Annotated in this window: 29 protein-coding genes; 17 read left to right on the forward strand and 12 right to left on the reverse strand. The window is 30.0% G+C overall.

From position 1 onward, the window contains the following. The 3 genes from BVC87_RS14010 to BVC87_RS14020 all read right to left on the reverse strand — a co-directional run. Positions 1-491 (reverse strand): hypothetical protein (locus BVC87_RS14010; protein WP_143569786.1); only part of this gene is annotated, 491 nt, incomplete at its 3' end. Positions 492-502: 11 nt separating this feature from the next. After that, positions 503-1,693, reverse strand: a complete 1,191-nt coding sequence (locus tag BVC87_RS14015) for a DUF6973 domain-containing protein (RefSeq protein WP_075343021.1) — start codon at positions 1,691-1,693, stop codon at positions 503-505. Between the two features lie 164 nt (positions 1,694-1,857). Next, a complete protein-coding gene (locus BVC87_RS14020; RefSeq protein ID WP_075343022.1) occupies positions 1,858-3,285 on the reverse strand; it encodes a hypothetical protein in 1,428 nt (475 codons plus the stop codon). Positions 3,286-3,469: 184 nt separating this feature from the next. On the opposite strand from BVC87_RS14020, the gene kynU reads away from it, so the two are divergent. The 15 genes from kynU to BVC87_RS14095 all read left to right on the forward strand — a co-directional run bounded on the left by kynU (position 3,470) and on the right by BVC87_RS14095 (position 15,879). Next, positions 3,470-4,732 carry a kynureninase gene (gene kynU / locus BVC87_RS14025; protein ID WP_075343023.1) on the forward strand — a complete coding sequence of 421 codons (1,263 nt, stop codon included), beginning with the start codon at positions 3,470-3,472 and terminating at the stop codon, positions 4,730-4,732. Positions 4,733-4,757: 25 nt separating this feature from the next. After that, positions 4,758-5,450: an aspartate/glutamate racemase family protein gene (locus BVC87_RS14030; RefSeq protein WP_075343024.1), complete on the forward strand. Its 693-nt coding sequence runs from the start codon at positions 4,758-4,760 to the stop codon at positions 5,448-5,450. An 18-nt stretch (positions 5,451-5,468) separates the two neighbouring features. Continuing rightward, complete coding sequence (locus BVC87_RS14035) at positions 5,469-6,881, forward strand: FAD-dependent oxidoreductase (RefSeq protein ID WP_075343025.1); 1,413 nt, start codon at positions 5,469-5,471, stop codon at positions 6,879-6,881. An 82-nt stretch (positions 6,882-6,963) separates the two neighbouring features. Next, positions 6,964-7,533: a transposase gene (locus BVC87_RS14040; protein ID WP_075343026.1), complete on the forward strand. Its 570-nt coding sequence runs from the start codon at positions 6,964-6,966 to the stop codon at positions 7,531-7,533. Between the two features lie 63 nt (positions 7,534-7,596). Next, the gene (locus tag BVC87_RS14045) at positions 7,597-8,121 is read left to right on the forward strand and encodes a DUF1697 domain-containing protein (RefSeq protein ID WP_075343027.1); all 525 of its coding nucleotides are present in this window, start codon (positions 7,597-7,599) and stop codon (positions 8,119-8,121) included. A gap of 50 nt (positions 8,122-8,171) precedes the next feature. After that, positions 8,172-8,573, forward strand: coding sequence for a RidA family protein (locus BVC87_RS14050; protein WP_200799196.1), 402 nt, complete (start codon positions 8,172-8,174; stop codon positions 8,571-8,573). Then, on the forward strand, positions 8,574-9,272 hold the full coding sequence (locus BVC87_RS14055; RefSeq protein ID WP_075343029.1) for a phytanoyl-CoA dioxygenase family protein: 699 nt from the start codon (positions 8,574-8,576) through the stop codon (positions 9,270-9,272). Further along, positions 9,269-10,351 (forward strand): hypothetical protein, encoded by a 1,083-nt coding sequence (locus BVC87_RS14060; protein ID WP_143569787.1) that lies wholly within the window; start codon positions 9,269-9,271, stop codon positions 10,349-10,351. The genes BVC87_RS14055 and BVC87_RS14060 overlap by 4 nt, the downstream gene beginning before the upstream one ends. Before the next feature lie 32 nt (positions 10,352-10,383). Further along, positions 10,384-11,823 carry an aldehyde dehydrogenase gene (locus tag BVC87_RS14065; RefSeq protein ID WP_075343031.1) on the forward strand — a complete coding sequence of 480 codons (1,440 nt, stop codon included), beginning with the start codon at positions 10,384-10,386 and terminating at the stop codon, positions 11,821-11,823. A gap of 12 nt (positions 11,824-11,835) precedes the next feature. Next, the gene (locus BVC87_RS14070) at positions 11,836-12,336 is read left to right on the forward strand and encodes a hypothetical protein (protein WP_143569788.1); all 501 of its coding nucleotides are present in this window, start codon (positions 11,836-11,838) and stop codon (positions 12,334-12,336) included. Continuing rightward, positions 12,337-13,113 carry an SDR family oxidoreductase gene (locus BVC87_RS14075; protein WP_075343033.1) on the forward strand — a complete coding sequence of 259 codons (777 nt, stop codon included), beginning with the start codon at positions 12,337-12,339 and terminating at the stop codon, positions 13,111-13,113. 9 nt (positions 13,114-13,122) lie between these two features. Then, positions 13,123-14,154: a helix-turn-helix domain-containing protein gene (locus BVC87_RS14080; RefSeq protein ID WP_075343034.1), complete on the forward strand. Its 1,032-nt coding sequence runs from the start codon at positions 13,123-13,125 to the stop codon at positions 14,152-14,154. Between the two features lie 87 nt (positions 14,155-14,241). Then, the gene (locus tag BVC87_RS14085) at positions 14,242-14,970 is read left to right on the forward strand and encodes a type 1 glutamine amidotransferase domain-containing protein (RefSeq protein WP_075343035.1); all 729 of its coding nucleotides are present in this window, start codon (positions 14,242-14,244) and stop codon (positions 14,968-14,970) included. Positions 14,971-14,995: 25 nt separating this feature from the next. Then, positions 14,996-15,406: a nuclear transport factor 2 family protein gene (locus BVC87_RS14090; RefSeq protein ID WP_075343036.1), complete on the forward strand. Its 411-nt coding sequence runs from the start codon at positions 14,996-14,998 to the stop codon at positions 15,404-15,406. 11 nt (positions 15,407-15,417) lie between these two features. Beyond that, a complete protein-coding gene (locus tag BVC87_RS14095) occupies positions 15,418-15,879 on the forward strand; it encodes a YybH family protein (protein WP_075343037.1) in 462 nt (153 codons plus the stop codon). Between the two features lie 90 nt (positions 15,880-15,969). On the opposite strand, the gene BVC87_RS14100 is transcribed toward BVC87_RS14095, so the two are convergent. The 3 genes from BVC87_RS14100 to BVC87_RS14110 all read right to left on the reverse strand — a co-directional run bounded on the left by BVC87_RS14100 (position 15,970) and on the right by BVC87_RS14110 (position 20,004). After that, a complete protein-coding gene (locus BVC87_RS14100) occupies positions 15,970-16,824 on the reverse strand; it encodes a hypothetical protein (RefSeq protein WP_075343038.1) in 855 nt (284 codons plus the stop codon). Positions 16,825-16,973: 149 nt separating this feature from the next. Further along, complete coding sequence (locus BVC87_RS14105) at positions 16,974-17,546, reverse strand: Crp/Fnr family transcriptional regulator (RefSeq protein ID WP_075343039.1); 573 nt, start codon at positions 17,544-17,546, stop codon at positions 16,974-16,976. A 271-nt stretch (positions 17,547-17,817) separates the two neighbouring features. Continuing rightward, entirely contained in the window at positions 17,818-20,004 is a 2,187-nt protein-coding gene (locus tag BVC87_RS14110) for a T9SS type A sorting domain-containing protein (RefSeq protein WP_075343040.1), read from the reverse strand. Between the two features lie 551 nt (positions 20,005-20,555). On the opposite strand from BVC87_RS14110, the gene BVC87_RS14115 reads away from it, so the two are divergent. Further along, positions 20,556-21,083, forward strand: a complete 528-nt coding sequence (locus tag BVC87_RS14115; RefSeq protein ID WP_075343041.1) for a 3-hydroxyanthranilate 3,4-dioxygenase — start codon at positions 20,556-20,558, stop codon at positions 21,081-21,083. A gap of 44 nt (positions 21,084-21,127) precedes the next feature. Then, complete coding sequence (locus BVC87_RS14120; protein WP_075343042.1) at positions 21,128-22,216, forward strand: amidohydrolase family protein; 1,089 nt, start codon at positions 21,128-21,130, stop codon at positions 22,214-22,216. Between the two features lie 52 nt (positions 22,217-22,268). On the opposite strand, the gene BVC87_RS14125 is transcribed toward BVC87_RS14120, so the two are convergent. The 6 genes from BVC87_RS14125 to rsfS all read right to left on the reverse strand — a co-directional run bounded on the left by BVC87_RS14125 (position 22,269) and on the right by rsfS (position 26,993). Continuing rightward, positions 22,269-22,907, reverse strand: a complete 639-nt coding sequence (locus tag BVC87_RS14125) for a YceI family protein (protein WP_075343043.1) — start codon at positions 22,905-22,907, stop codon at positions 22,269-22,271. Between the two features lie 77 nt (positions 22,908-22,984). Then, positions 22,985-23,242, reverse strand: coding sequence for an acyl-CoA-binding protein (locus BVC87_RS14130; RefSeq protein WP_075343044.1), 258 nt, complete (start codon positions 23,240-23,242; stop codon positions 22,985-22,987). Position 23,243: 1 nt separating this feature from the next. Beyond that, complete coding sequence (locus tag BVC87_RS14135) at positions 23,244-24,041, reverse strand: phosphatidate cytidylyltransferase (RefSeq protein WP_075343045.1); 798 nt, start codon at positions 24,039-24,041, stop codon at positions 23,244-23,246. A 2-nt stretch (positions 24,042-24,043) separates the two neighbouring features. Then, the gene (locus BVC87_RS14140) at positions 24,044-24,631 is read right to left on the reverse strand and encodes an LUD domain-containing protein (protein ID WP_075343046.1); all 588 of its coding nucleotides are present in this window, start codon (positions 24,629-24,631) and stop codon (positions 24,044-24,046) included. A gap of 20 nt (positions 24,632-24,651) precedes the next feature. Beyond that, complete coding sequence (gene ftsH, locus BVC87_RS14145) at positions 24,652-26,598, reverse strand: ATP-dependent zinc metalloprotease FtsH (protein ID WP_075343047.1); 1,947 nt, start codon at positions 26,596-26,598, stop codon at positions 24,652-24,654. Between the two features lie 26 nt (positions 26,599-26,624). Further along, positions 26,625-26,993 carry a ribosome silencing factor gene (gene rsfS / locus BVC87_RS14150; protein WP_075343048.1) on the reverse strand — a complete coding sequence of 123 codons (369 nt, stop codon included), beginning with the start codon at positions 26,991-26,993 and terminating at the stop codon, positions 26,625-26,627. Between the last annotated feature and the right edge of the window lie 4 nt (positions 26,994-26,997).

Here is a 26,997-nt window from a genome sequence, read left to right on the forward strand (position 1 = left end):
TCTTGAAAAAATAAAGAATCTGATTTGATTAAAATTTCAGGAGTACTTCCCATTATGAAATTATCGAAACTTTTTCTCTGATTTAAAAAAGTAGCTTCTCTAACAATAATACCCTTATTATACAATACTATTTTAAATGTATATTCATTAGATAGTTCTCGTATTTTATCGTAATCAGGATTCCATCCAAATCTCCAATATTCTTCACTTTCATCAATTGGAGTTATAGAATACGAATCACCATTCAGATCCTTTCTAATATTTTCTTCTAAAGCATCTTTAAAAGGGATTATAGGAAACTTACCTATAATAGAATCTGTGGTAATAAAAGTAGTGTTATCTACAATAGCTCCAATATGAAAAACTACTTCATCATAACTTTCATTGGTATAATTGTAAAGATCTAGATATATACCATTTTCACCTTCATCTATATCAGCTATACAACTAGTGAATAGTATAGATAAAATCAAGAAATAAATGCGTTTCATATACAAACATTTTATCTTAAATATACTGCTTTATCTCCATTACAAGTCTTGTATGTTTCATAATAAACTTCCCAACATTCCTCTTGATTGTAATCGATCTGATCTATTTGATCAACACCAAATGAAGGAGCATCCGTTATCAATTCGCCAGTTGAAGTATCTTCACAAATAAATCTAGTTTTTCTAATGTATCTGGTAGTACAATTAAATTGACCTGCTTTAATTGTTTGCGCTTTTTCATTTATGCTATTTCCTTGTATTAAAATAGCATTATCAACTTCAGTCTTGGCCTTACTCTTTAAGTTACTAACACTAGGAGTTCTGACTCCCACTGTAAAGCCAAAAAACTTTTTATAAGGAGCATTTTGGTCATAAATTTTTCTACCAATAGCATTATTATGATAATCCATTTCACGAGCATCAGCATTATTATTTCCACACTCTTCGTTAACATCTCCAATAGCTTTAGCAAATCTTAATTTAGGAGCTTTAGAAGAAATTGTGTAATAATATCTACATAATAAAGAGCTCCAAAGAATATGTCGATAAGCATCTTGTTTGGTATCAGTACTAACACCTGGAAAAGCAATAGGAGCAGCATCTCTAGCTGTAGTAGAAGCTTTATAGAAAGCATATGCCGATAATGCATAAGAACCAAAAGATCCACCATAATTTTTAAAAGCTTTTTTTATACAACTAATCTCAGTATAACTATCATTAGTTCTAGATAAAATAGATACTTTGTTTTTTTTCAAATTGTCATATGCTAAATAATCTAAGTTTTGATGATAGTATTCTTCAATTATTGGCATTTTTTCCTGAATTTCTTTTTGAGAAAGTGTTGGGAAATCTCGTTGTAAAAGTTGAATTTTTTCTTCAGGTAAACTCTCTTCTCTGATGTAAGGGAATTTATCTAATTCCATTTCTACGGCAGCCACAATCTGTTCTAAACTATAATTATCGAAGTTAACGCGATTGACTGTTAGATTTTTACTTCTAGTATTCCCTTTACTTAAATTTGCGCCTGTTAATTCTTCAACAGAAACATCAAATCTATGCGCTACAGGAATACCTTTATAGTATTGTAAATCTTGAACATCAATACTTTCTTCTTGATTAGACAAAGTTTCAGGATTGTCCTCATTAGTACAACTCAAAAAAGAGAATAATGTAACTAGAATTAAAAGATTGATTTTTTTCATAGGTTATATATATTTAAATTTCGATTACAATTTTTGAGATGCCAAAAGTAAAAGAAAATTAATAGTTAACAAATGAAAAATTCTTTCTTTTAAACAAAGAAAAGCCTTGTTAAAAACAAGACTTTTCTAGTAGTAATCTAAACGTAAAGTTTGGTTAAACTTTTTTATTTTAAAGAATCGATATTTGATTGAATAGACCATGCAAAATCTAACATTAATCGATTTTTGAATATAGAATCTTTATAACTTAAGTAACGATCACCAACGTAATCAGGAGAGCCATAACCAGGTCCTTTTGCACTAGTTTTAACTGCTGCAGACATATGGCAACTCATACAGTTGGACATAGTACCTAAGTCTGTTTGTATTTTTGTACCACTATTCATAACATAACTCGTTTTACTATCAAAAACGTCAGTTCCAAATCCAGACTCTAAATAAGGATTAAATCCTACAACTAATTCACCTTCATTTTTCCCACCAATATAAGGTTGCGCAGGAATTATCATAGAATAAGCAATATCCATAGCATAATGACTGGCAGCACCTTGTAAACCAATTCCATTTTTAGCAGAAGCAATATCGTCAGAACTTGGAATAGATGGAGTTAAAGGAGTTGGAGACCACCAGAATGTTTGCCATACCCAACGCTTAATTTCTTTAGTTCCCACATGCATACCCACTAAAATAGCTGTATCTCCTTCAGCAGTTTTTAAATTCTTTAATTGGTATTCGTAGTCTGTTTTAGTAATAATTTTGTTTTTTAAATCAGATTTTAATCCGCCAGCAATTTCATCATTATACTCTTTAGATTGATGTGCAGATATTTTAAAATTGATAAAATCGTTTAAGTAGAATGTATTATCACTCGTAATCGTATTACAGTCATAATCAATACGACCGTTAACATTATTTCCCGACTTCTTTGTATCTATATGAATACAAGATTTCCATTCTTTTTCAGGATAACCACTGTTTTTATATTCAGGTCCATGCCAAGCAGACATGGTAAAAATTCCATTTTCATTTGTGTTATTAGCTGTAATAATCTTATACACAGGTTTTATAGTAATAGCGTCATTAGGAAAATCTGGTATTTGACTATATTCACCTTTTTGCATTGATTGTAATGTTGATAAATAGAAAATTTTATTGTCAATTGCGAAATTCTCAGCAGCTTTATTATAAGCTACCACTTCTACAATATTAGTATCATCAAAATCAGCTTGTCGTAACTTGGCATGTCCAAATTGTTTAGGTTTATTAAATTCAATTTCACTAACACTATTTTTACTCGGATTATTCATTTTATCTAGAATCTGAGCTGGACTTAACCAAGTTTGATATCGTAATACTTTACCATCAACAGGTGTAGTTAAATGTTTCCAAACTTCCCAACTATGTTTATACATAGCATTAAAATCATTAGCAGCTATCCATTTATTGATGGTGATTGAATCAGCTGGATATGCATAGCTTACAGGTAAATCAATTACGTGAGCATATGATTTGTCGTCCTTTTTTGCAGTATTATCACACGATATAAGTGCAATTAAAAATACTATTAGAGTGATTAGTTTTATTGATTTCATGACTCAGTTTTGTTAGTTATTTCATAAAAGTACAAACGGATTATTTCAGTTTAAGATAAAAATGCTTTAGTGCAGTTATAAAAAGCATTAAAGACTATTTTTAGGTTATAAGTGATATTAGAACCGGTATTTTAAATTTTATAAGAGTATTTGATTTTTTATCTTTGGTAAAAATCATTCTTTGATGAACTACGAGAATTCACTGAATTACGCAAAACAACTAGATAAAAACGATCCATTAGCATACTTACGAAATCAATTTCATATTCCTAAAGATACAGAAGGTAATGATTGGTTGTATTTTACAGGAAATTCATTAGGCTTACAACCCAAGCAAACCCAACAATACATTCAACAAGAATTAGACGATTGGGCGAAATATGGTGTAGAGGGACATTTTGAAGGAGAAACACCTTGGTTACCATATCATGAGTTTTTGACTGATAAAATGGCAAAAATAGTCGGAGCTAAACCAATTGAAGTTGTGGTAATGAATACCTTAACAACCAATTTACATTTGTTAATGGTTTCATTTTATCAACCTACACAACAAAAGTTTAAAATAGTTATTGAAAGTGATGCTTTTCCTTCAGATCGTTACGCAGTACAGTCTCAATTACAATTTCATGGTTTTAATCCAGAAGAAGATGTAATCGAATGGAAACCTAGAACTGGTGAAGAATTATTACGAATTGAAGATTTAGAACAAATTATAGATAAGCAAGGAGATGAAATTGCTTTGCTACTCATAGGTGGTGTAAACTATTACACAGGACAGTACTTAGATATTAAACGTATTGCTGAAATAGGACATGCTAAAAATTGTGTTGTAGGAATTGATCTAGCGCATGGAGCAGGGAATATACAACCTAATTTGCATGATAGCGGAGTAGATTTTGCTGCTTGGTGTACGTATAAATATTTAAACTCTGGACCAGGAAGTTTATCAGGATTATTTGTTCATGAAAAACATGCCCAAAATAAAGATTTACCTCGTTTTGCAGGTTGGTGGAATCATAATAAAGAAACTCGTTTTAACATGCGTCAACCATTTGATGTTATGGAAGGAGCCGAAGGCTGGCAATTATCGAATCCACCAATATTATCTATGGCAGCAATTCGTTCTTCTTTAGATTTGTTTGATAGTGTTGGGATGGATGCATTAAGAGAAAAGTCAGAAAAATTGACGGGATATTTTGAGTATTTGATCAATCAAATTGATACGGATAGAATTCAAATTATTACACCTTCAAATCCTAAAGAAAGAGGATGTCAATTATCTATACAAGTGCAACATGCAGATAAAAGTTTACATGAAGAGCTAACAAAACATCACATTATTACAGATTGGAGAGAACCAGATGTTATTCGATGTGCTCCAGTTCCAATGTATAATAAGTTTGAAGATGTATTTAGAATGGTTTCTATATTGAAAGGATTGTTGTAAAAATTAGTAAAGTATCACAAGAAATATGAAAAAATTTGGATTACTAGGAGGTATTGGCCCAGAGTCGACAGTTGAGTACTATTTACAAATCATAAAAAAAGCCAAAGAAATAACAGGTACTAATCCTGATTTTTTAATAAAAAGTATCGATACTAATGTGGTTCTTGCTTATGCAGCTGAGAAAAAGTATAAAGATTTAATTACTTTTTTAAAACAAAAAATAAATGTACTAGAAGAAGCTAAGGTAGATTTTTCAGCGATGGCTTCAAACACACCACATGTAGTTTATGACGAATTGATAAAAGAAGTTTCTGTACCTATGATAAGTATTGTAGAAGAAACATGTAAAAAAACCAAAGATAATAACTTAAAGAAAGTTGGGTTATTTGGAACTATGTCTACAATGACTAGCGGATTTTATCAGAAAAAAGGAGAAAAATATGGAATAGAAATAATTACACCTTCTCAGGACCAAATGGAATATATTCATGACAAATACATGAAAGAATTATTGTTTAGAAATATAAAACAGACCACTAAAAAAAAGTTAATAAATATTGTTGATGATTTGTGTGAAAAATATGACATAGAGGGTTTAATTTTAGGAGGAACAGAAATTCCTTTAATTCTAAATCAAGATGATTTTGAGCATATTAAAATTATGGATACTACTGAAATACATGTAGAAGCTATAGTAAATATGATGTTGAACATATAATGTTTTTTAGATTAAAAAATGAATAAGCAAGACAAAATAGTAATCGTTGGAGCTGGTTTATGTGGAAGTTTACTTGCATTACGTTTAGCGCAACGAGGTTATAAAATAGAAGTATACGAAAGTAGACCAGATTTACGTAAAGTAGATATTTCAGCAGGAAGATCAATCAACTTAGCATTATCAGACAGAGGTTTAAAGTCATTACGTTTAGCAGGTGTTGAAAAACAAGCTAAAGAATTATGTATTCCAATGTATGGTCGATTAATTCATGATATAGAAGGAAATACGTTTGCATCTAACTATTCAGGAAGAGAAGGTGAGTATATCAATTCAGTATCACGACAAGATTTAAATGCTTTATTACTAAATGAAGCGGAGAAACATGAAAATGTAAATATTCACTTTAACAGTAAATGTACAGGTATAGATATCGAAAATACCATTGCTCATTTCAAAAGTTATGAAACTGATGAAGAATTTTCCGTAAACCCAGATATCATTTTTGGAGCAGATGGTGCAGGGTCAATACTTAGAAAAAGCTATTACTTAGAGCGTAAATTCTTATTCAGTTATAGTCAAGATTACCTTACCCATGGTTATAAAGAATTAGAAATTCCTGCCGATACATCAGGAAATCACCAGATTAGTAAAGATCATTTACATATATGGCCAAGAGGAGAATATATGTTAATAGCATTACCAAACTTAGATGGAAGCTTTACAGTAACCCTATTTTTAAGTTATGAAGAAGGAAAGTTTAATTTCGAGAACTTAACTACAGAAGAAGAAGTAACTGAGTTTTTTGAAACTCAATTTCCTGATGCATTAGCACTAATTCCGAATATAAAAGATGAATTTTTTAATAATCCAACAGGAGCATTAGGAACAGTAAAATGCTCACCGTGGATGTATAAAAACAAAACATTGTTACTAGGAGATGCAGCACATGCAATTGTACCATTTTACGGACAAGGAATGAATGCTTCTTTTGAAGATGTTGCTGTTTTTGATCGTGTTTTAGAACGATTTGAAGGTGACTGGGAGAAAATATTCAAAACCTACCAAAAAGAACGTAAGAAAGATACTGACGCAATAGCAGATTTGGCCGTAGATAATTATTATGAAATGAGAGATCATGTGGCTAATCCATTATTTAAACAAAAGCGTAAGTTAGAAATGGACTTAGAAGAGCAGTTCCCTAAATCTTATTATTCGAAATATTCGATGGTAACCTTTAACGAAGACATGGGGTATAACGAAGCAATGAAAAAAGGAAGAGCTCAAGATAAGGCCTTATTAAATTTAATAGCGGATGACGAAGTTTCAACTTCAGAAAATATGTCAGAGGAAGAATTAGAAATCATATTGAAAAAAGTCAATCAAGAAACAAAAGAGATTCTAGAAGAAGATAAAATTGCGGGTTTGAAATAAAAAAGACCTCACAGGTTTTAAAAACCTGTGAGGTCTAGTATATTGAGAATAAATATAAATACTATGATTAAAGAGAAAGGAAATGAAATACGAAAAAATAGAAAAAGAAACGTATTACCATATTTACAATAAAGGAAATAACGGTGAGAATATTTTTATAGATGAAATGAACTACTCATATTTTTTAAATTTAATGAAAAAATATATAGTTCCTGTAGCAGAAATTTATTCATATTGTCTTTTAAAAAATCATTTCCATCTATTAGTTAGAATGAAAAATATTGAAGATGAAAAGATTATTTCAAAATCTTTTTCTAACTTTTTTAATTCTTATTCAAAGTCTATTAATAAAAAGTATGGCAGAACAGGAAGTCTATTTACAGATAGATTTAAGCGTATAAAAGTTAAAGATGAAAAATATCTAAGAAAACTTATTGTATATATTAATTTAAATCCAATATATCATAAGTTTGTTAATGATCTTAATGAATATAAACATTCTTCGTTTTTAGCTTTAGTTTCAAGTAAAAAAACATTGTTAGAAAGAAAAGAAGTAGTTACTTTATTTGATGATAGAGAAAATTTTATATTTCATTTGTGTAAAAAGAAGCTAGATTTTGACGAAAAGTTAAAAGAATTAATATTGGAATAGTGTTAAAAAAGACCTCACAGGTTTTTAAAACCTGTGAGGTCTAGAGAAAGTATTTTATATAGAATGAAAACATACATAGCCATACTAAGAGGAATAAACGTTTCAGGAAAAAATAAGCTTCCTATGCAGGAGTTAAGAACTATGCTAGAGAAGTTAAATTATTATGAAGTAAAGACATACATTCAAAGTGGGAATATTGTTTTAAAATCTTCTGAAGAAGCTTCAGAAATTGAAAAAACAATTAAAGTCGGAATAGCAGACACTTTTGGATATGATGTTTCTGTTTTAGTGAGAACAATTACAGCATGGGAAAAAGCAATAGCAAACAATCCGTATACAACAGTAGAAGAAAAACAACAATACTTTACATTTTTATCAGAAACACCAGAAATCAAAAGTTTTGATATCGATGCAAAAGCAGACACTTATCAAATAATTGATGATATAGTATATGTTAATGCTGTTGGAGGTTATGGAAAAACAAAATTAACGAACAATTTGTTTGAAAAGAAACTGAATGTAACAGCAACCACCAGAAATTTAAAAACCACATTAAAATTATTAGCATTAGCCAAAGAAATTAATTAGAATACCGTTCTTAACTTCTTTTCAGAATATCATAATAGAGAAACTAAATAATGGAAAAAAAAGTAACACCAAGAGGCGCATATCCACATGTAAAAGTAGTAGGAGATTTTATTTTTGTTTCAGGAACTAGTTCTAGAAGACCAGATAACACTATAGCTGGTGTGGAACTCATCGACGAAATGAATACCAAAAAATTAGATAGTGAAGTACAAACTAGAGAAGTTTTAAAAAATATCGATAGAAATTTACAAACAGTAGGCGCAAGTTTACAAGACGTAGTAGATGTAACCACTTTTTTGGTGAATATGAATGATTTTGCAGGTTATAATAAAGCATATGCAGAGTTTTTTGATAAAGAAACTGGACCAACGAGAACTACAGTAGCAGTTCATCAATTACCACACCCAGATTTAGTAGTTGAGATTAAAGTAACTGCGTATAAAAAACAATAGATGATCGGAGTTAAATCACATATAACTGAATTAGAAGAAAAAGGTTTTTCTATTACTAAAAGTCTTTTTTCAAATAAAGAATTGCAAGAAATATGTGATGTAATTGATCAATCAGATTCAAGTTTTGCTATTCGCCAATTGTTAATTAAAATACCCGAATTACAAGAATTGATATGTAATAACAGTAATTTCAAATCTTTATACACTAGTATTTGTGATAAAAGTTATTTTTTATCTAAGGCTATTTTTTTCAATAAACCTAAAATGTCGAATTGGTTTGTGAATTATCATCAAGATTTAAGTATCAGTGTAAAAGAAAAGAAAGAAGCAAAAGGATTTACCAATTGGACAACTAAAAATGGACAATTGGGTGTGATTCCTCCAGAACAGATTCTAAAAAGCACAATTACATTTCGAATTCATTTAGATAAAACGGATGAAACCAACGGAGCGTTACATGTAATTCCCAAAAGCCATACTAAAGGAATTATAAGAGTAGATGAAACTTTTAACAAAAATAAATTAGAAAAGGAAGTATTGTGTACTGTTGATAGAGGAGGAGTAATGTTAATGAAACCGTTATTATTACATGCATCACAAAGATCTGTATCAGCATTTAATCGAAGAGTCATTCATTTAGAATTTTGTAATAAAGAAATACCATTGCAATGGTTAGAAAGAAAAGAAATTGTTTCATGAGATATATTTTAACAATCATCCTATTTTTTTCGGTAAAAACTTTTGTAGCACAAGAGTTTATTCAGTTAATAGGTATAGAATCAGATCATAGTGAATTTAGTGAAGGTTCTTATACAGTAATGTATGATTCTGAGTCTAAAAAGAAAGCACATAAAAAATATACCCCTTATCAAACAATAGGAATATATAGAAATAAAGATTCAGTTTCTATACAGTCTATAAGTTATTTATTAATTCCTACCAAAAGAGGTTTTCTATATGGTACAACTGAAGTTATAGAGGTAAAAGAGGATGATGAATCTGAAGAGATGAGTGAAATGATAACAGATGAATATAAATTATTTAGCTCTGTATCTAAACCAAAGTTTTTCAGGAGTAAAAAAAGTATACAAAGTTTCATAGAAAATCACAACCCAACTTTTGAACAAGCTATACAAGTAGATTTTGAAAAAATATCATTTGTAAACTCTAAGTTTTATATTACAAGGGGTTTTGAATCCATTGTACATGGTGGAGCTACCTGGTTTAATGCTACTGAAAAAGTCAATATTTATGCTTTAGATTGGAAAGGGTCGCTATCTAATAAATTAACAGATTATGTAAGTAATGAGGTTAAAAATAAAGTAGTAATAGAAACAGTATCAAATTTAGAAGGATATGGTTTTGGGGATGAGGTTTCTGCTGAAACAGGATTGCCTTGGGCTGGAACTATTAATAATCATAATAAGGTGTTTTATGATATTAATTTTGGAACAAACGGTATTCAAATAATTCCATTGACATTCTTGTGGGGTAATTCTTCAAGAAGTTTTTTAGCAGAAGGAAATCCTATTAAAAACCAAAAGATGTATCAAGATTTACAATTGTCTAAGTCTGAAGAAAATATTCATTCAAAAGAGATTATTGTTTTCAATTCACCAGATAATTTAACTAGAATAGAATTGAAAAATAAAACATTAATTGTTATTGATTCTAAAAGAAACAAAGTATTGAAAAAAGTAAAATTGAATTATAATAAAATTATAATGTCAGAATTTGCATTAGGAAAATACGCAAGAAAGTGGAAAAATGAATTTTAATTTTTTTATAAGAGTAAAAAGATTTTAAAATTATGATTATTAAGAACTACATAAATGGATCATTTTTAGAACCAACATTAGGAAATTATATTGATAATTATAATCCTTCAATAGGTGAAATATATGGGCAAATACCCAATTCAACTCAAGAAGATGTAGCACAAGCATATCAAGCGGCTAAAGCTACTTTTCCAAGTTGGTCAAATACTACTTTAGAAGAACGAAGTGCTATTCTATCTAAAATAGCACAACTCATTACAAAAAAGTTAGAAGTATTAGCAGAAGCAGAAACTAAAGATAATGGAAAGCCATTAAGTTTAGCTAAAACAATAGATATACCAAGGGCTTCAGCAAACTTTCAGTTTTTTGCCAATGCAATTACTCAATTCTCTTCGGAAGCCCATGAAACTGTTGGTGTCAATGCGATGAATTTTACATTGCGACATCCAATTGGGGTGGTAGGTTGCATTTCTCCTTGGAATTTACCTTTGTACTTATTCACTTGGAAAATAGCACCTGCTATAGCAGCAGGAAATTGTGTAGTAGCTAAACCAAGTGAAGTTACTCCGATGACTGCATATTTATTAGGAGAAATTTGTAATGAAGCAGGTTTACCTAAAGGAGTTTTAAACATTGTACATGGCTTGGGAAACACTACAGGTCAAGCTATTGTAGAACATCCGAATATTAAAGCAATTTCTTTTACTGGAGGAACTAAAACAGGAGCACATATTGCTAGAACTGCAGCTCCAATGTTTAAAAAGCTATCATTGGAATTAGGAGGAAAGAATCCGAATATCATTTTTGCAGATTGTGATTACGAATTGATGTTAGAAACTACAGTAAAATCTTCTTTTGCTAATCAAGGACAAATATGTTTATGTGGAAGTAGAATTTTTATTGAAAAAACCATTTATGAACAGTTCAAGAAAGATTTTATTCAAAAAGTAAGTCAATTAAAAGTAGGTAATCCTTTTGATGCTGATACCAATATTGGAGCCTTAGTTTCAAAATCGCATTTAGAAAAAGTAAAATCATATATAGATATTACAGAAGAAGAAGGAGGAACAATTTTATTTGGAGGAAAAAAAGTTACTGTTGAAGGTTCCGAAGAGGGATATTACTTAGAACCTACAATAATTGAAGTTCAAAATAATTCTTGTAAGCTAAATCAAGAAGAAATATTTGGTCCTGTTGTTACTATCATGCCTTTTGAAACCGAAGAAGAAGCAATAGCTTTAGCAAATGATGTTTCTTATGGGTTATCAGCTACACTTTGGACAAACAATTTGAATAGAACCATGAAAATGACAAAGCAAATTCATGCAGGAATTATTTGGGTAAATACATGGTTATTACGAGATTTGAGAACTCCTTTTGGCGGAGTGAAAGCAAGTGGAGTAGGTAGAGAAGGAGGTTTTGAGGCCTTACGTTTCTTTACAGAACCTAAAAATGTATGTATTAAATATTAAAAACGTATAAGAATGAAATTTAAATTCACATTACTATTATTTGTTGTAACAATGGTTTGTTATGCTCAAGATGATTTTATTAAATATGAAAAGAATAACTATGAGATTTCTTATCCTAAATCATGGCAACTGGATACTACAGGACAAATGGATTCTAGTTTTATTCTTTTTTCAGGATTAGATGCTGATGATAAATTTAATGAGAATGTAAACTTGACAATTCAAAATTTAAAAGGGAAGGATTTTACTATGGAATCTTTTGTGGAGCTATCTTTGAGTCAAATCAAAAGAATGATACCTAATGGAAAAGTTATAGAGAATTCTTTTAATGCAGCAAAAAATCGTCAAGAAGTAATTTGGTCTGGAGATATTCAACAAGCACTAAAATTCAAGCAGTATTATTATTTTAAAGACGAAAAAGCATATATATTAACTTTAACAACATTACCTGAAACTTTTTTACAATTTGAAACCACAGGTAATAACATTCTAAATAGTTTTCAACTTAAATAAATGAATTTATATATTGAAAATAAAAATGCTCTAGTGTGTGGTAGTACACAAGGTATTGGAAAAGCATCTGCAATTGCTTTAGCAGAAGAAGGAGCGAATGTAACATTAGTGGCTCGTAATGAAGAAAAACTAAAAGCAGTTTTAACGGAGTTACCAAATCAAGATCAACATCATAGTTACATTATTGCAGATTTTTCAAATCCTCAAGAGCTAAAAGAAAAAATAGAAGCATCACAGTTAAACTTCCATATTTTAATCAATAATACAGGCGGACCTGCAGGGGGACCTATTTTCAATGCAGCTATAGAAGAGTTTGATAGCGCTTTTACACAGCATTTAAAGTGTAATCATATTTTAGTACAAGCACTAGCACCTTTTATGAAAAAAGAAAGGTATGGAAGGGTTATTAATATTATTTCTACTTCTGTAAAACAACCTTTAGATGGGTTGGGAGTTTCAAATACAATACGTGGAGCAGTAGCTAACTGGTCAAAAACCATGGCGAATGAGTTGGGGCAATTTGGGATTACGGTAAATAATGTATTACCTGGAGCAACAGCAACAGAGCGTTTAAACGAAATCATTAATAATAAGGCTAAAAAAACAGGTAAATCTGTTGATGAGGTTATTCAAACTATGAAAAACGCTGCGCCTGCAAAACGTTTTGCAAAACCTGAAGAGGTAGCTAACGCAGTGGTTTTTCTAGCAAGTGAAAGGGCAAGTTTTATTAACGGAATTAATGTACCTGTAGATGGAGGTAGAACAAAATCATTGTAAGATTTAAAAGTGGATTTTAATAAGCAACTTATTTTCTTTTTTAGTGCTTTAGGTGCTTTTAATGCCTTTATTCTAGCATTTTATTTTACTCTTATTGCCAATAAGAAAAAGTTTTCCAATTACTTTTTATCGGCATTATTATTAGTGCTAAGTATTCGAATTATCAAATCGGTTTTCTTCTATTTTAATCCAGAATTATCAGGTGTTTTCATCCAAATAGGACTTTCAGCATGTATACTTATTGGTCCTTTTTTGTATTTATATTTAAGGTCTGTTTCAAAAGAACAAACAAAACAATGGTGGCTACATATTTTTCCTTTTTTTGTTGGAATCACGATTGTAGGAACTTTCTATCCATACTTTGAAAACAGACCTTTATGGAGGATAGTAGTAAGCGGGATTTATATACAATGGTTGGTATACATAGCTTTATCATTTCGCTTAATGCTTCCAATATTTAAAAAGCTATTCAATAAAAGGGAAAAAGTACAACGTATAGAAATTTGGAAACTCAGTATTTTTTGTGGAGTGGCTTTAATTTGGTTTGCACATTTTATAAGTTCGTACACTTCTTATATTGTTGGCGCATTGTCATTTTCTTTTGTGTTTTACTTAATCCTTTTAACTTTCTTTTTTAAAATTCAAAAACAGCAAAACTTTTTTGAAGATAAAGTTAAGTATAAAGATAAAGGGATTGCTAAAGAAATGATTGATAAAATTACCCTTGGATTAGAGGAATTCAAAAACCAAGAATTGTATCTAAATGCAGATATTACAATTTCGAAATTGGCAAAAGAATTTCAAATTTCTTCTCATGTACTATCGCAGTTTATGAATAATAATCTAGGGAAATCATTTTCTTCATATATTAATGAGTTGCGTATTGAAAAAGCGAAGACATTATTATGCTCGCAGAAAGGTTATTCTATAGAAAATATAGGTTATGAGAGCGGGTTTAATTCAAAATCTACATTCTATACTACATTTAAAAAAATAACAGGGATAACTCCATCTGAATATCAAAAAAGGAGTTTAGTTTAAGTTCGGAATTATAAAATCGAACTTCTAATTTATAAGATAAAACCCATTAAATACTATTACTGTGCATATTTGTGAGAAAAAACGAAAATGTATAAAACTGTAGTATTCATATTTACTGTTCTTTTATTATCAAGTTGTAATCAAAAGGAAAAAGTTCTTTTTATAACTTCTAATCAGCACAGCTATGGTACAACAACTATAAATACAGCTAATCATTTTGGAGAGATCGTTTATGCATACGATGTATTTGTCAAAAAAGGTTATCAAGTCGATTTTGTAAGTCCTAAAGGAGGAGCAATCCTCATAGGGGATATAAAAACTTCAGATAGCATTCAAAAGAAATATGTGTACAACGAAGATTTTATGAATCTTTTAAAAAATACATTTTCACCTGATCAAGTAACCGCATCAAAATATAAAGCGATTTATTATCCTGGTGGTGGAGCAGCAATGTTCGGAATTGCTGATCATGAAAAAATTCAGAAAATTGCCAAACAGATTTATAATAGAGGAGGAGTTATTTCTGCAGTTTGCCATGGTACAGCAGGAATCTCATCTTTAAAGGATAATCACGGTAATATATTATATGCAGGAAAAAAGATAAGTGGATATCCAGATCTATTTGAAAATACATCAGCAAAATATTATCAGACTTTTCCATTTTCAATAGAGCGTAAAATCAAAAATAATGGAGGTGATTTTGTGTATTCAACTCAAAGAAATGATAGTTTTTATATAGAAAGTGGAAATTTTATAACAGGGCAAGATCCTTCATCTACAAAGGCAGTCGCTGAGGCTGTGGTTAAAAAACTTTAAGAAAATAATAATTAAAACCAAAACAATGAAAAAACTAATTGTAGTTATTACGGTATTATTAAGTACTTCAAATGTAATTTTTGCACAAAAATCAGATTACCAATTGGTAGAAGAAACAGTATCTTTTTATTTAGATGGTGGTACGAATAATGATTATGAGACATTAAAAAAAGCATTTCATGAAAATGCAACAATGAAATTTAATAGAAAAGGGGAGTATGTTGAAGTAAATGCTCTAGATTTCTTTAAAAAAGTGATAAAACCAGGACCTAAACAAAATAGAAAAACACATATTGTATATATAAATATTACAGGAGACGTAGCAAGTGCTAAACTACAGATAGATTATGAAAATTTTAGTTTTATAGATTATATGAACCTTATTAAAATAGATAATCAATGGAAAGTGGTCAGCAAAATATTTTTTAGAAAGTAGAATTGTATATAATGAATAAGGTAGTAAAAATCACAATAGTATTGGTCTTAAGTATCAATTTTTGCCAATCACAAACCTTTAATGGTAAAAAAACGGATATTGATGAAATACTAAAAAATACGAGGCAGTTCTCTTCGTTTGTTGTTGCATCTAATTATCAAAAAATTGCTGATAGCTATACAAAAGATGCTAAAATTTTTCCTAATAGAACAAAGATTTTATCAGGCAACGATATTATTAACTATTGGACATTACCAGAAGGAATTGCTACTGTTTTTCATAAAATAACCCAAGAAGAAATTACAATAGTTGATGAAACAGCTTATGATTATGGTTATTATGAAGGAAAAACAAAGCATAAAGACGGACGGATTTCTTCATGGAAAGGCAAATATGTAATTGTATGGAAAAAAGTAGATGACCAATGGAAGATGTACTTAGATATCTGGAATAGTGTTAAGGAGAAAAAATAATAAATTTTACTTATGCCTTTGGATGTAATAGCGGTTTAAGTTATACACTTATACCGCTACTATATTTACATCCTATCATTGGGGGAATATTTATAAAATTTCTAAGGTGTATTCGCTTAATTTTAATCTATCATCTTCAGTAATTAGGATCCAATTGGTAATATTACTCAAAGTCATTTTTCCTATATCTTTAATGTCTCCTTCAAAGTTTAAGATAAAAGTGACTTTAAATCCTTCTTTATATTTTTTTACAACGATGTTTGTAGGACTATGAACAGAATAATTTTGACTTTCCTTTTGAGCAATTAAAAATGCTTCTAATCCTTCTTTACTTTGGATTTTATTTCCTAAAATATTAACATTTAATGGTTCGTTACTGGTTAATTCCATTAAATTAATAGCATCTCCAGCATCTATTAAAGCAAACCAATTATGAACAAATGCTTTTGCATCTGTATATGAGAATTTTTCTTGTTTAGTTTCTTTAATATTTTCTATAGAACTTGGTTTTGGAGCATCTTGAAGTACTACTTTATAAGCAACTACCTTTATTAAATTACCACTAGGGTCTTTTTTTGTTTTTAAATTAGTGGTTAATCGCATTCTCCCTATAAAATTCATTTGAATAATATTACCATCTGCTTGTAACGCATGATAAGTATGAGGACAAATTACCTCAAAATTATTTTCATCAATTTTATATACTGAAATTTCATTAATTATATGTGTACTTTCCTTAATATAAGAGAATGTTTGTTCTGCATATTTTACAAGTTCACCAACGCTGTTTAATGTTGCTGTAGGGTATACAAATTCTACAGTATCATCTGGTAAAAATGGTTTTAATTCTTCCATACTTGTGCCTTTGTCAAAGCGACTGTACCAAGCGTATACAAATGATTTAATTTCGTTTTCTACCTTTTTTTCTGTTTGTTTTTGAATCATTTTGAGTGCTTTTTTAGGAGTTTTATATACATAAGTTTAGCCTTATAAATAACTCTCAATTAATATTAATTATTTTTTGGAATATTATAAATAGATGATACAAAGGTCTATTATGAAAACTATAATTCACTTGCCAAATGGCAAGAAAATTACAAGGAAGCAATTGCTTTTCTAATTCTACTTAGAGAAAAAGGTGTGATTCCAAGAAAAGAGGCTATGTAGTTTAATGGTGCTTTCTGAGCAACATTAGGGTAAGTATTCAGAAATTTTAAGTATGCAGTTTTAGCATCAGTATTTAATAATCCTCTTTGAAAGTTTGTTTTTTTAATCAGTACTTCATTGAGAATTTTTTGAAATGAATTTTCCCAGTTTTTAATATCCCTACAAAATAATTCCCAAGATTGTCTAGATATAACGATAATCTCACAATCGGTAATTGCTTGTAAACTACCAGAACTAGGCATGTATTCAAAAAAACTTGTCGCACTCCCAACAAATTCTTTTTCGATCATAAAATGAGCAGTTATCTCTTTTCCATTAGAATCATAGAAAAAATACCTGAAGATTCCAGATAAGATAAATCCAATTTCATTACTTCTATTTCCACTTTCTAAAAAGTATTCTTTAGCATTGAATTTACGAAAAGTAATATTTTTATTGATTAAATCTTTTTCCTCCTTTGTTAAAGTTTGATACGTTCCTATGAATTCAGTTAATGTCATTTTAGGTTGGTACTAATGATTTATTGTTATTTGAAAAATTATTTTAAATCTAATACGGACATTTCTTTATGTATTGTAAATATATTACTTTAATCCTTGCATGAATATTTTCTTTCATTTTTACTTGAATTATTATTTCAATCATTAAAACTATGAGTAGAGAAAAATAAGTTTGAAATAATTTAAAATTTAGATTATTCTATTTTTTACAAAAAACACCAAGAGGAATCTTATCCTCCTTGGTGTTTTATCATTAATTCTAATAATTACTTTATTTGGTATTGATAATCACTTGCTGTGATATTTTTTGATCTTTCGTTGAAATAAAATATACTCCAGATTCTACAGAATTTAAATCTAATACAGCTTTTCCATTTTGAACTTGAACCGTAATTTCTTTTACGGTTGCGCCTAAAAGATTAGTAATCCAGAATACTTGTTCTTTACCATCTAATCCTGATATTGTGAATATTCCATTTGAAGGATTAGGATATAATGAGATTTTTTGTTGTTTAAGTGTCTCTTTTGGTGTTTCTATTTCTCTAAAAGTAGTACCGGTATTTACATCTTTGAATATCCACTGTGTATAATTACCAGACCAATTAGTGGGACGTTGTACTAAATTACTTGGAAGAGTATTTACAGCAGGACGAAAATACATTCCAGTTTGTCTATTTTTCAAATAAAAATAACCATCAGAAGTAGGTACTTTTTTCCATTGAGTATAATTTCCTTTGTATGTACTAGGAACTTGTTGAATCATACTTCCATTTGAGGTATTGAATGGACGGAAAAACAAGCTAGTTTCTACATTTTTTAGGAAGAAATATCCATTTCCAGCATCAATCATTTCCCATTTTGCAGTATTTGAAGTTTCAGTTGCGTTTGCCATTTGTAAACTAGCAAAAAGAGCAGTGCCATTTGAACTTATTTTACCACCTGTTTGTTTGTTGATTATGTAGAAATTATCACTAGCTGTTATTAACGTAGGCGTTATCTCACAACTATCAATATTGGTAGTATAGTTGCCTCCAACAGCTCTAATACTCGTCTTTAATAAAATAGTAGCATCAGCCTCTGGTGCTTCATTTAAATCTAGTTTTACAGTGGCAGTACCAGATCCAGCGTTTACAGTAGTTACACCATTCTTTTTCCAAACACCTGATTCCCAAAATTCAATAACAATATCTTGAGTAGCATTAGTTTCATAAGGAATTTGAAATGTATAGCTTGTTTGAGGAGTAATTGAACTTGGTAAATCTTCACAGCTAACAGTTGAGTTATTTCCTGAACTTGATACAGGTTTATATACTCTTACCCAATCAACTAACATTTTATTTTTTGTAGGATCATTTAAATCAGCAGATGAAGGTGTAGCATTTAATAACCAACTTTGTGATTCCATATTAATTATGATGTCTAATTCCTTAGTAAATCCTATTGGTTCTATAGTAATTCCATTTCCATCAACATCATTATCATCTCCACCTTGAAACCATCCTGGATCAATTACACTAAAACCTTTAGAAGCATTACTAGTTGCTTGAAGTGTACTTAAACTATACTCATTAGTGGTAGTATGAATAGTAACATCAGAATATCCATCACTTCTATTCGTTGGGAAATAGTAACCATTAGCATTTTGTGTTACAGCATTGTAATATGTGTATTCCCATTTTTCGCCTATTTTGGTAGCCATAGCATTGTAGTACATCACACGTACTAAGTTTCCATCAATATAGTATTCCCAATGCTTTGGACCTATCCAATTTACTCCCATTCTCATGTAGCGTCTATTACCTCCATTCCAACAGTATTCTCCCCATCCACCAGCTTGAGTAATTTCATCAATTGGATACCAGCTATTCCAATCTCTTGGTTGATAATCTGTAAAAGGTTGTCTAACAAATGAATGGTGGCTAATGTGTGTATAGTTTTTAAAAAAATCTACACCACCATAGTTTTCAATAATGTCAATTTCTTCTGTATCATCAGGACTTAATAGCCAAAAACATGAAGCTAATGAAATATTTGCTACACTAATTGAAGATTCTACATATACAGGATAAGTAACCTTATTGTTAGATGTTACACACCCTGAAGCAACACCGTAAGTTCCACCCTTAGCAGTTTCGGGTGTCTGACCTACTGTAATAACTAGGTTATTACCATCTACAGATACATTAGAAGTATCCCAGTAAGTATATCCAGGACCATCCCATTGATTATGATAAAAATTATACCACTGATTTTTAGAACCAAAATTTGATCGATTAGCGTATTCTCCAGCTGTAAATGAGTTAGAATAATTAAAATCATCAGACATCGATTCAACTAATTCCCATGAGTTACCAGAACCCGCATTGGCAGATATTGGTATATTATCCCAATCATTTTGTGCTGTTATGTTTATACTAAAGTATAAAGTAAATAAGATAAATAATTTAAAGTTTTTCATAATAAAAATTGTTTTTAATTAGGAGATATAGTAGGATTTGTTTTTTTTAGAATAGTTTCACTGTAAGTTGTGAATCCCTAAAAAAAGAAATTAATTTTTTTGAAAAGAAAGAAAAATCCTCTTTTACACTATTTTTTACTTGGATAAAATGAATTGATGTTCAGTACGTATCAAATCGGATAGAATATGAGTAGCCAAAAAACAACGTGTTAACTTTTTTTTGAATACTTTTAGTAGAGGTAATGTGAGTGTTGCTAATAATAAAGCAACACAAAGTAACAAGGTTAATTTGTTTGAAATCATTTTAGGGTTTTTAGATTGTTAATTTGATTTATTTAACGAAGATTAATCCTATTTGTTCTACAAGATTATTTTGAAAACTATACAAAGTGTGTTTTAAAGTTTTGTTTTTTAGTTGCTTATGATTTTTGTGTCTAGTTTAAGTCAACTTTTTTTATAAAAAAAATAAGAAGAAACAGTTTAAGGAGAATTGTTTTTTACCTGATTCTTTTTCTTTAATTTTAGAGTCTAACACATGAATTGAAAACCTTATGAATTTAGTACAGCCTCTAAATTTTAAAAAATGGATAGACGAACATCGTCACTTATTAAAACCACCAGTGGGGAATAAGCAAGTTTGGGATAATGGAGAATATATTGTTATGGTAGTTGGTGGTCCGAATAGTAGAAAAGATTATCACTATAACGAAACTCCTGAATTCTTTTATCAGGTTGAAGGAGATATGGTACTTAAAATTATAGATGATAAAGGAGAAATGGTAGATGTTGAAATTAACGAAGGAGATATATACCTATTACCAGCAAAAGTACCTCATTCACCACAACGTAAAGAAAATACAGTTGGTTTAGTGATAGAATATCCTCGTTCTGAAGGCATGCTAGATGCTTTAGAGTGGTATTGCGAAAATTGTGGGACACCTTTATATAGAGAAGAATTTGCATTAGATAATATTGAAACAGATATGCCTAAAATATTTGATAAGTATTATTCAGATAAAGAAAAATGTACCTGTACTAATTGTGGAACTGTAATGGAACCACCTAAAAAGATTAGCTAATTCTAAAAACTATTGAAAAACTATCAAAACTTTAAAACAAATCGATGTTAGCTAAACGAAAACTAAGAATAAACGGACATTCCCATTTACTTCCTTATCCAGAAGAAATACCACAATTTATGAAAGATAAAGGTATTTTTTGGGTGGATAAAGACAAAAAATTCATGCTTCAAAAAAATTGGAAAAGACCTGTAACAGATTCAAGTTTCTTTTTGAATGAAAAGCTGGCATGGATGGAGCATTTTAAAATAGATCATGCTGTAGTTTTGAATTTATCGCAACTCTATGGAAATGGATTACGATTGGAAGAAATGAAGCAAGCATTGCGTTTTCAAAACGATTTTAATGCGCGTATTCAACAAGATCATCCTAGTAAATTTACATGTGGATTTGTAGTACATCCTGGTTTTGTTAGAGGAGCGTGCTGGGAAATAGAGAGATGTGTTGAGCAATTAGGAATGAATTTGTTGTGTTTACCAACGCATTATATGGATACTATTGGGACGTGGCGCTGTATTTTTGATGAAGAAAATGAGCCTATTTTTGAGTTGGCAGATAAATATAACTTAGCAGTAGAGGTTCATCCTTATGATGGTGAAAAATTTATCAAATTAGAAAATACTAGTTGGCGCTTTCATCTCATTTGGATGTTGGCACAATGTGCAGATGCCTATCATTTTTTAACCTTAAATGGCTATTATGAAAAGTACCCTAATATGAGAATTTGTTTTGCTCATGGAGGGCAATTAGCACAGATGAATTTAGGGAGACGTATCCAAGGTTTTGATGGTAGACCAGATTTATTTGAAGGGAAACAGCATCCTCGTAAAGCAGTAGGACATAAAAATATTTTCTTTGATACTTTAGTACATGATACAGGGTCTTTAGATCTACTGATTAAAAATCAAGGAGTAGAGCAAGTGCTAATAGGTTTAGATGATCCTTATCCATTAGGAGAAATGGAAAGTGATAAACAGTCATCTTATCCTGGTAAAATTCTAGATTTGGCTATAGACAGAGAGATTATTTCAGAAGAAGAAAGAGATCAAATGTGGCAATGTAATGTATTACAATGGCTGTTTGGAAACGATGAAGAAAAAAAGAAAGACTTAGTCACTAAAATATTGGCATAAAAAAAACCTCAGAAATTTCTGAGGTTTTTTTTATGTTTTTGATATGGACTTTTTATTTAAAAGTAGACTGTACGTTAATCGCCACTTCACTCCATGTTTTAGAAACACCATCGGCACCTTTATGTAAATCTTTACATACTTCATTTAAAGAAGCGATAGCACTCTTAGCATTCCATTTATCTATATCCATAGTAGTAGACATAGAAAATACTTTATCTTGTATAGTATAAGTAAACGGTAACTTCTCTGTAACACTATTCATAGTAAATTCTGCTACACCAGTACTATCATTTTCAATAGTTAATTTACCTGTTAAATCTACAGTGTTTTCCATAACACCAAAGAAGAATTTTCTAATTTTTAAATTTCTTCCATTATCTTTAGTTTCTAAACTGCTGATTGGAATTTTAAATTCAGCACCATTAATAGCTTCTTTTACAGATTCTCCTTCACCACCACTAGTTACTTCAATTTCTTTAAAAACACCTTTTACAGGTACTTTTTCTGTAGTCTTATAAGCAGTGAAATTAATGCTGTTATTTGAAGTTTTTATTGAATATGGCGCAGTTTTTTCTACAGGTGATGTAGTGGTAGTAGTTTCTTTAGTTTCTTCTTTTTTAGCTTCAGATTTACACGATGTAAGTTGAAATGCAATAGCAAAAACACCTACTAAGGTCATAAATTTGTTCATTGTATGTTGTTTTAGATTAGAAATAGTTAAATTACTGTTATTTATGCGGTTTAATTCCTTTTATTGATAATCATACTCTATGTTAAAATTGAATTAACCAATTTTATGTAATTTTTTTTGGCCTCATTTTCATCCATACCTTTTAACTGTACCCAAGCATTAAATTTAAAAGCATTTTTTAAATTATCATCAACTGAAAGTGCAAAGTTATCTCCTTTTGTAGCTTGTTTATAGTATGCATACAAGCGCAATTGCACGTCTGGAGCAAATTTTTGCTTAGTCTTTGTAGCGCGTAAAAAAGCTTCTTTAAATAGTATGTCTAACTTTGAAACCATCCTAGATACAGTAATGTATATACAAATATACGAATGGAGCAAGGAAAAACAAGCTGTCTAACCGATCTAAAAGGCCTCCATGACCTGGCATAATCTTTCCACTATCTTTTACATTTGCTTGTCTTTTAAACTTACTTTCCACTAAGTCTCCGAAAGTTCCAAATATAGAAACTAAAGTAGCTATTATGGCCCAATCCAACATGGTAAATAACTTAGAATACTTTCCAATAAGCAAACCAACCATTATAGAAAATAATAACCCTCCTATAAAACCTTCAATTGTTTTCTTAGGAGAAATTCGTTCGAAAAGCTTATGTTTTCCATAATTCTTACCAACCAGATATGCAAAACTATCATTTGTCCAAATAATTAGTATAACATAAATAATTACATTAGGCTCATATATTCCTTTAATGAAAGGAAGGAAAATTAGAAAAAGAAAGGGTAAAAGTATGTAGCTAAAAGAAGTAAAAAATTTTACTATAGTATTTCTTACGATATAGTTTTTTGAATATAAATCAATAATTAAATATAGGGAATGAAGTATACAAAAAACGAGAAAGTAGAACAATACATCAGTATCTATAACTTTAAAAAAGAATAGAAATATAGTGCTTATGAGCACAGGAATTAGTAATAAAACGGTTTTTGATTGTACAATCCTAGAAAATTCCCAAATACAAATTCCACTAAACACAGTCAATAATCCAACATAACTTTCTTTAGAAAATAGTATTGAAAATATAAAAAGCGCTGCATATATGATCGCTGAAATAATTCTAGTAAAAAAATTATTCATAATTATAAATCTTCAAACAATAGTAAGTATAAGTTTTTTGAATTACTATTAAATTCTAGAATATTATCTTTTGAGTTGGAAATAGCATAATTTTTAATAGAACTAATATTACTTGGTATATTTCCTTTGAAGTTCGTTTTTATTCCTGTTAATCCTTCCCCTATATTTTTTACCAATTGACTTGTAGTAGCATATACTATAAAGTTATCAGTAATTTGTGAGAGTTTTTGAACACCAAGTTGGTTAGATGAAAATAATATTTCACCAGTATTAGCAATTAAATGTTCACAAGAAGTAAAAAAAGGGATGTTATTATCAAACTTTTGATGTGCCTTTACATCAACACTAGAAATAAGTTTTAATAGATCAATATCACTACAAGTAATTTCTTTCCAATTATTTTCAGAAATTATATTTCTCAGGTTAAGAACTACTTCTTCAATTTTAGTACTATATAAAAACTTTCCTCCTTGATTTATGAAATGATGAACAAAAGAATCGTCTAGTGACAAGTGAACGGGTTGTTTTTTAACCTGTTTATCATTAGACGATTCTTGATAGTTCTTAAATAACTTTCGGAAAAAATTCATGTAAAAGTTATAAAGTAATTTTATAATTCAGGGGTTTCTACCTCACTATTAGCTTGTTCTGTGTCTTTAGTTTCAAATGGTCTTTTACCAAAAATTTCAACTAAATCATCTTTGAAAATCACCTCTTTTTCAAGAAGTTTTTCGGCTAAAATATCTAACTTGTCTTTATGCTGACCTAAAATTTCGATAGCTCTTTTGTATTGCCCTTCAATAATTTTAGAAATTTCTTCATCGATAGTTTTAGCAGTCTCTTCGCTATATGGTTTCACAAATGAGTCATTTCCTGAAGAATCATAATAAGTTACATTTCCTACTTCTTCATTCAAACCATATACCGTTACCATAGCTCTAGCTTGTTTAGTAACTTTTTCTAGGTCACTAAGAGCGCCAGTTGAGATTTTATCAAAAATTAATTTTTCAGCCGCTCTACCTCCCATGGTAGCACACATTTCGTCAAGCATTTGTTCTGTTTGAACAATTTTTCTTTCCTCAGGTAAATACCAAGCAGCACCTAATGATTGTCCTCTAGGTACTATAGTTACTTTAACTAAAGGAGCAGCATGTTTTAACATCCAACTTACAGTGGCATGTCCTGCTTCGTGATAAGCAATCACTTTCTTTTCTTTAGGCGTAATTACTTTATTTTTCTTTTCTAAACCACCAACAATTCTATCAACAGCATCCATAAAGTCTTGGTGATGAATAGCCGTTTTATCATTTCTTGCAGCAATTAATGCAGCTTCATTACAAAGGTTAGCAATATCAGCCCCAGAAAAACCTGGTGTTTGCTGTGCTAAGAAGTCTAATTTAACATCATCTGCAAGTTTTAAAGATTTAATGTGCACTTCAAAAATTTCTCTACGCTCATGTAAATCTGGTAAGTCTACATAAATCTGACGATCAAAACGACCCGCACGCATTAAAGCTTTGTCTAAAATTTCTGCACGGTTAGTTGCAGCTAATACAATCACATTAGTATCAGTACCAAAACCATCCATTTCAGTTAATAACTGGTTTAATGTATTTTCACGCTCATCATTACTACCTGTAATACTGTTTTTACCACGAGCACGACCTATAGCGTCAATTTCATCTATAAATATAATAGATGGTGATTTTTGTTTTGCTTGTTTAAATAAATCACGTACACGAGAAGCACCTACACCTACAAACATTTCAACAAAATCAGATCCTGAAAGAGAGAAAAAAGGTACGCCAGCTTCACCAGCAACAGCTTTAGCTAATAAAGTTTTACCAGTACCTGGAGGTCCTACTAATAAAGCTCCTTTAGGAATCTTACCACCTAACTTAGTATATTTTTCAGGGTTTTTTAAGAAATCAACAATTTCTTGAACCTCTTCTTTAGCACCTTCTAAACCAGCAACATTTTTAAATGTTGTTTTTACTTTAGTATTTTCATCAAAAAGTTTGGCTTTAGATTTACCAATATTGAAAATTTGCCCGCCAGCGCCACCGGCACCACCAGCACCTGACATTCTTCTCATAAAAAATAACCAGATGGCAATTAGTAAAATGAAAGGTAAGAAGTTAAAAAGTGTATCGAAAAAGCTAGTTCTAGGATCATTTTTATAATCTAAAGATAGGTTATATTCCTTTTTAGCTTCATCTAGTTTTTTTAAGAAGTGCTCTTCGTTACCAATATTGTATTCATATATTGGTCTGTCTTTTCGATACAAAGGGCTCTTGATGATTTCTTTATAACGCTCTTTAGAAGTAGCTTCCTCTTTAATGTAAATTTCAGCTTTTAATTGATTGTTGATAATCAATATTTTATCTATGTCGTTATCTTTAAGAATTTCGGAGAATTCATTGTTTGAGATTTTTCTAGATAATAAAGAACCCGAATTACTGAACAAAGTCATTCCAATAAAAAATAATACTAGAACAATATAAATCCAGTAAGAGCCTAGGTTAAAATTTGATGTGTTTTTTTTCTTTTCGCTCATAAGTATACATGAAAATATTAGAGAAGTTATGCAGGGTTTATTTCAGTGATTTTAGCATCACCCCAAAGACTCTCAATGTCATAATAATCTCGAACATGTTTTTGGAAAATATGTACAACTACGTTAACATAATCCATTAAAACCCATTCTGAGTTTCCTTGTCCTTCAACATTAAAAGGTTTATCTTTAAGTTCTTTACTAACTATTTTTTGAACCGAACCTGATATAGCATTAACTTGTGTGTTTGAACTTCCTGTGCAAATTACAAAATAATCACATACAGTATTATCAATCTCTCTTAAGTCTAATAATTGAATATCTTCACCTTTAACATCATCTATTCCTTGGATAATTGTTGCAATTAACTGGTCTGTACTTGCTTGAGTTTTTGTCATTAAA

The sequence above is a fragment of the Tenacibaculum agarivorans genome, from assembly GCF_001936575.1.
GTDB lineage: Bacteria > Bacteroidota > Bacteroidia > Flavobacteriales > Flavobacteriaceae > Polaribacter > Polaribacter agarivorans.

What these genes read in the sequence shown, in the direction of transcription:
- BVC87_RS14015 (WP_075343021.1), bottom strand. Translation starts at nt 1,693, where the DNA reads ATGAAAAAAATCAATCTTTTAATTCTAGTTACATTATTCTCTTTTTTG.
- BVC87_RS14020 (WP_075343022.1), bottom strand. Translation starts at nt 3,285, where the DNA reads ATGAAATCAATAAAACTAATCACTCTAATAGTATTTTTAATTGCACTT.
- kynU (WP_075343023.1), top strand. Translation starts at nt 3,470, where the DNA reads ATGAACTACGAGAATTCACTGAATTACGCAAAACAACTAGATAAAAAC.
- BVC87_RS14030 (WP_075343024.1), top strand. Translation starts at nt 4,758, where the DNA reads ATGAAAAAATTTGGATTACTAGGAGGTATTGGCCCAGAGTCGACAGTT.
- BVC87_RS14035 (WP_075343025.1), top strand. Translation starts at nt 5,469, where the DNA reads ATGAATAAGCAAGACAAAATAGTAATCGTTGGAGCTGGTTTATGTGGA.
- BVC87_RS14040 (WP_075343026.1), top strand. Translation starts at nt 6,964, where the DNA reads ATGAAATACGAAAAAATAGAAAAAGAAACGTATTACCATATTTACAAT.
- BVC87_RS14045 (WP_075343027.1), top strand. Translation starts at nt 7,597, where the DNA reads ATGAAAACATACATAGCCATACTAAGAGGAATAAACGTTTCAGGAAAA.
- BVC87_RS14050 (WP_200799196.1), top strand. Translation starts at nt 8,172, where the DNA reads ATGGAAAAAAAAGTAACACCAAGAGGCGCATATCCACATGTAAAAGTA.
- BVC87_RS14055 (WP_075343029.1), top strand. Translation starts at nt 8,574, where the DNA reads ATGATCGGAGTTAAATCACATATAACTGAATTAGAAGAAAAAGGTTTT.
- BVC87_RS14060 (WP_143569787.1), top strand. Translation starts at nt 9,269, where the DNA reads ATGAGATATATTTTAACAATCATCCTATTTTTTTCGGTAAAAACTTTT.
- BVC87_RS14065 (WP_075343031.1), top strand. Translation starts at nt 10,384, where the DNA reads ATGATTATTAAGAACTACATAAATGGATCATTTTTAGAACCAACATTA.
- BVC87_RS14070 (WP_143569788.1), top strand. Translation starts at nt 11,836, where the DNA reads ATGAAATTTAAATTCACATTACTATTATTTGTTGTAACAATGGTTTGT.
- BVC87_RS14075 (WP_075343033.1), top strand. Translation starts at nt 12,337, where the DNA reads ATGAATTTATATATTGAAAATAAAAATGCTCTAGTGTGTGGTAGTACA.
- BVC87_RS14085 (WP_075343035.1), top strand. Translation starts at nt 14,242, where the DNA reads ATGTATAAAACTGTAGTATTCATATTTACTGTTCTTTTATTATCAAGT.
- BVC87_RS14090 (WP_075343036.1), top strand. Translation starts at nt 14,996, where the DNA reads ATGAAAAAACTAATTGTAGTTATTACGGTATTATTAAGTACTTCAAAT.
- BVC87_RS14095 (WP_075343037.1), top strand. Translation starts at nt 15,418, where the DNA reads ATGAATAAGGTAGTAAAAATCACAATAGTATTGGTCTTAAGTATCAAT.
- BVC87_RS14100 (WP_075343038.1), bottom strand. Translation starts at nt 16,824, where the DNA reads ATGATTCAAAAACAAACAGAAAAAAAGGTAGAAAACGAAATTAAATCA.
- BVC87_RS14105 (WP_075343039.1), bottom strand. Translation starts at nt 17,546, where the DNA reads ATGACATTAACTGAATTCATAGGAACGTATCAAACTTTAACAAAGGAG.
- BVC87_RS14110 (WP_075343040.1), bottom strand. Translation starts at nt 20,004, where the DNA reads ATGAAAAACTTTAAATTATTTATCTTATTTACTTTATACTTTAGTATA.
- BVC87_RS14115 (WP_075343041.1), top strand. Translation starts at nt 20,556, where the DNA reads ATGAATTTAGTACAGCCTCTAAATTTTAAAAAATGGATAGACGAACAT.
- BVC87_RS14120 (WP_075343042.1), top strand. Translation starts at nt 21,128, where the DNA reads ATGTTAGCTAAACGAAAACTAAGAATAAACGGACATTCCCATTTACTT.
- BVC87_RS14125 (WP_075343043.1), bottom strand. Translation starts at nt 22,907, where the DNA reads ATGAACAAATTTATGACCTTAGTAGGTGTTTTTGCTATTGCATTTCAA.
- BVC87_RS14130 (WP_075343044.1), bottom strand. Translation starts at nt 23,242, where the DNA reads ATGGTTTCAAAGTTAGACATACTATTTAAAGAAGCTTTTTTACGCGCT.
- BVC87_RS14135 (WP_075343045.1), bottom strand. Translation starts at nt 24,041, where the DNA reads ATGAATAATTTTTTTACTAGAATTATTTCAGCGATCATATATGCAGCG.
- BVC87_RS14140 (WP_075343046.1), bottom strand. Translation starts at nt 24,631, where the DNA reads ATGAATTTTTTCCGAAAGTTATTTAAGAACTATCAAGAATCGTCTAAT.
- ftsH (WP_075343047.1), bottom strand. Translation starts at nt 26,598, where the DNA reads ATGAGCGAAAAGAAAAAAAACACATCAAATTTTAACCTAGGCTCTTAC.
- rsfS (WP_075343048.1), bottom strand. Translation starts at nt 26,993, where the DNA reads ATGACAAAAACTCAAGCAAGTACAGACCAGTTAATTGCAACAATTATC.